The sequence below is a fragment of the Streptococcus pseudopneumoniae genome, assembly GCF_001073085.1.
Taxonomy (GTDB): Bacteria; Bacillota; Bacilli; order Lactobacillales; family Streptococcaceae; genus Streptococcus; species Streptococcus pseudopneumoniae_M.
In genome coordinates, this window is the sequence record NZ_JVFV01000031.1 from 1 (window position 1) to 4,159 (window position 4,159).

Consider the following 4,159-nt stretch of genomic DNA (forward strand, 5'->3'; position numbering starts at 1 on the left):
CAGGTAGTATAACAGATGCATCACACGTTTTCCAAATCTCACGTAATACCATTTATGGCTGGTTAAAACTAAAAGAGAAAACAGGAGATCTAAACCATCAAGTAAAAGGAACAAAACCAAGAAAAGTTGATAGAGATAGGCTTAAAACCTATCTTGCTGACAATCCAGATGCTTATTTGACTGAAATAGCTTCTGGATTTGACTGTCATCCAACTACCATTCACTATGCTCTTAAAGCTATGAGGTTCACTCGAAAAAAAAGAACCACACCTACTATGAACAAGACCCAGAAAAAGTAGCTTTATTTCTTAAACATTTTAATAGTTTAAAGAACCTAGCACCTGTTTATATTGATGAAACAGGATTCGATACTTATTTTTATCGAGAATATGGTCGCTCATTTAAAGATCAGTTAATAAGAGGTAAAGTATCTGGAAGAAGATATCAGAGGATTTCTTTGGTTGTTGGGCTAACAAATGGTGAGTTAATAGCTCCAATGACTTACGAAGAGATGATGACAAGCGAATTTTGGGAAGCTTGGTTTCAGAAGTTTCTCTTACCAACATTAAACAAACCATCGGTTATTAGTATGGATAATGCAAGATTCCATAGAATGGGTAAGATAGAGCTCTTATGTGAAGAGTTTGGGCATAAACTTTTACCACTTCCTCCCTACTCACCTGAGTACAATCCTATTGAGAAGAAATGGGCTCATATCAAAAAGCACCTCAAAAAGGTATTACCAAGTTGCAATACTTTTTACGAGTCTCTGTCGTCTTATTCTTGTTTCAATTGACTATATATATATTTGTAAACTAGGCAAACAAAAAAGAGGTTGGGACAAAAGATCCCGACCTCACTTTTTATTAGCAATCAAACTTTGACGCGATAGCTGATTGGACTTTTTGTTCGTCTTTTAGACTCCAAAAAGCTCCTAATCATCCTCACAGCGCTGGGACTACGAAATCGAGACTTTGTCTATCGATTTCTGTCCCACCGCCTTTTAAAAATATAATGGAGCCGGTGGGAGTCGAACCCACGTCCAAACACCTGCTAACATATTTGTCTACAACCATAGGTTATGTATTGTTTTAACAGCCCCTCGACACATAACTCAAGCCTAGGAACTGCGAGTCTATCAATCTCTTATCAAACTGCTAGACAAAGTTTGATCGTATCTCGCTAATAATAAGACCTGTCATTGAACACGAGCGATCCAAATCGGGTCACGCCTGCTGGTTTTTAGGCAGCTAGAGCGTAAGAAGTGTTATTTTTTGCAGTTATATTTAACTGAGCGTTTACGTCGCCACACGAGTCGCAAAATATGCCTCATAATGCCTGTCGAATCCGTAACGACCCCAAAAGACAATACAATTATTATACCTTATCTGAGTGGAAATTGCAAAAGTCAAGTAAAAAAAGGAATGACACTTTGGGATGTCTATGTTTTATAAGTGGCTGTTTAGAGCGATGAAGAGTCATCAACTTAGTAAGAAAATCAAGAGAAAAACTGGAAATCATGTTATAATAAAGAGATAGAATCGTAAGAAAGAGTGGATGATTTTTTTGATAATTCCTACTTATAATTGGCAATTCGCTCCGCAAGTTGAGGATGCGGATTTTACAAAGATAGCTAAGAAAGCTGGTTTGGGTCCTGAAGTAGCTCGTTTGTTATTTGAACGAGGCATCAAGGATGAAACTAGTCTGAAAAAATTTTTAGAACCTTCTTTGGAGGAATTACATGATCCCTACCTTTTAAATGATATGGAAAAGGCAGTGGAGCGGATTCGCCATGCTATTGAGCAAGGGGAACTGATTCTTATTTACGGGGACTACGATGCGGATGGGATGACTTCGGCTTCCATTGTTAAGGAGAGTTTAGAACAGTTAGGTGCTGAGTGCCTGGTCTATCTTCCCAATCGCTTTACGGATGGTTATGGTCCAAATGCCAGTGTCTACAAATATTTTATCGAACAGCAGGGTGTGTCTTTGATTGTGACGGTGGACAATGGTGTGGCGGGGCATGAAGCCATTGATTTGGCTCAGTCTATGGGAGTGGACGTTATTGTGACCGACCACCATTCTATGCCTGAGGTTTTACCAGATGCCTATGCTATTATCCATTCTGAACATCCAGGGGCGGACTATCCTTTCAAACATTTAGCTGGTTGTGGGGTCGCTTTTAAGCTAGCTTGTGCCCTTTTAGAAGAAGTACAGGTTGAGTTGTTAGACTTGGTTGCAATCGGGACAATTGCTGACATGGTCAGCCTGACAGATGAAAATCGTATCATGGTCCAATATGGTCTTGAGGTCTTGCGCAACACTCAACGAATGGGTCTACAAGAAATGTTTGAAATCGCTGGGATTTCGAGTAGTGATGTGACAGAAGAGACAGTTGGTTTTCAGTTAGCACCGCGTTTAAATGCTCTAGGACGTTTGGATGATCCCAATCCAGCTATTGATTTGTTGACTGGATTTGACGATGAGGAAGTGCATGAAATCGCCCTTTTGATTCATCAAAAGAATGAAGAACGTAAGGAAATTGTTCAGTCGATTTACGATGAAGCCAAGGGCATGGTGGATCCTGATAAAAGTGTTCAAGTTTTGGCCAAGGAAGGCTGGAATCCGGGGGTTCTTGGAATTGTGGCAGGGCGTTTGCTTGAAGAACTAGGTCAGACAGTTATTGTGCTAAATATCGAAGATGGACGCGCCAAGGGAAGTGCTCGAAGCATAGAAGCAGTCGATATCTTTGAAGCCTTGGACCCACATCGAGAACTGTTTATCGCCTTTGGAGGTCACGCAGGTGCTGCAGGTATGACCCTCGAAGTGGATAAGTTGGAAGTCTTGTCTGATGTTTTGGAAGCATATATCCGAGAAAAAGGTGCAGATGCCCAAGGTAAAAACAATCTATTTTTAGACGAAGAACTGGATTTAGAGGCCTTGAGTTTGGAGACGGTGAAAAGTTTTGAACGTCTAGCTCCTTTTGGGATGGATAACCAAAAACCTGTCTTCTATATTCGAAATTTTCAAGTTGAAAATGCTCGCGTTATGGGAGCTGGGAATGCTCATCTCAAGCTGAAAATTTCCAAAGGTGAAGCCAGTTTTGAGGTAGTCGCTTTTGGTCAAGGGAAATGGGCGACTGAATTCTCACAGACCAAGCAACTGGAACTAGCGGTGACTCTCTCTGTCAACCAATGGAATGGTCAAACAACCTTGCAGTTGATGATGGTTGACGCCCGTGTAGAAGGTGTCCAGCTCTTTAACATCCGTGGCAAGAATGCCCTGTTGCCAGAAGGGGTAGCCGTTTTGGACTTTACGCAAGAGTTACCTGATATGACCTCTTGTGCAGCTATTGTCGTTAAGAATATCCCTGAAGATTTATCCCTCCTTAAGAAAATCTGTCAGGAGCAGGAGTTTTCAGCTCTTTACTTTAAAAATGATATAGCTAAGGCTTACTACTTGACGGGCTATGGCACAAGAGAGCAGTTTGCAAAATTGTATAAAACCATCTATCAGTTCCCAGAGTTCGATATTCGCTATAAACTCAAGGATTTGGCGGCCTATCTCAAGATTGAGCAAATCCTATTAGTCAAAATGATTCAGATATTTGAAGAGCTTTGCTTTGTGACCATTGAGAATGGTATCATGAGGGTGAATAAAGAGGCTGAAAAGCGTGATATAGCTGAAAGTCAGATTTATCAAAAACTGAAACAAACTGTTAAAGATCAGGAGATTATGGCGCTTGGAACAGTCCAGGAAATCTATGATTTCTTGATGGAAAAAAGTGAATAGAGATCGAAAGAGTTGGCTTGCTGACTCTTTTTTGTTTGCTATCAAGTTGAAGTTGGCTGGAGTAGAAAATGGAAAAAGAGAAGAAAAAGAAATTACTGGCAGAGTATAAGCAGCAACAGAAGAAAGAATTTGAAGCAAGTTTACCGATACCAAGGGAGACCTTTTTAGATTTGTTTGATTTTTTGGATCAGGAGTTAGAGTCGCTGACTTGTCCTGCTGATTTTACCTTGACTATATCCTTTCTAAAAGGGCGTGATTTATACTCTTCGAAAATCAAATTCAAACCGCGTCAACGTCGCCTTGCCGTACTAAAGTACAGCCTGCGGCTAGTTTCCTAGTTTGCTCTTTGATTTTCATTGAGTATTAG

Annotated in this window: 3 protein-coding genes and 1 other RNA gene; 3 read left to right on the forward strand and 1 reads right to left on the reverse strand. The window is 40.4% G+C overall.

The window, feature by feature from the left end:
* A protein-coding gene (locus ADH90_RS10855) for an IS630 family transposase (protein WP_152904481.1) occupies positions 1-796 on the forward strand; the annotation gives its coding sequence in 2 pieces (ribosomal slippage) (positions 1-267 and positions 267-796; 797 coding nt annotated over the 2 pieces). This gene is flagged as partial in the annotation.
* Between the two features lie 216 nt (positions 797-1,012).
* Here the strand turns inward: ADH90_RS10855 and ssrA are convergent.
* Positions 1,013-1,360, reverse strand: a transfer-messenger RNA (tmRNA) gene (ssrA, locus tag ADH90_RS10620).
* Between the two features lie 206 nt (positions 1,361-1,566).
* Between ssrA and recJ the strand changes: the two genes are divergently transcribed.
* Positions 1,567-3,792 (forward strand): single-stranded-DNA-specific exonuclease RecJ, encoded by a 2,226-nt coding sequence (gene recJ, locus ADH90_RS06590; protein WP_049530508.1) that lies wholly within the window; start codon positions 1,567-1,569, stop codon positions 3,790-3,792.
* Positions 3,793-3,860: 68 nt separating this feature from the next.
* Positions 3,861-4,130 carry a hypothetical protein gene (locus tag ADH90_RS06595; RefSeq protein ID WP_053092370.1) on the forward strand — a complete coding sequence of 90 codons (270 nt, stop codon included), beginning with the start codon at positions 3,861-3,863 and terminating at the stop codon, positions 4,128-4,130.
* Positions 4,131-4,159: the final 29 nt, after the last annotated feature.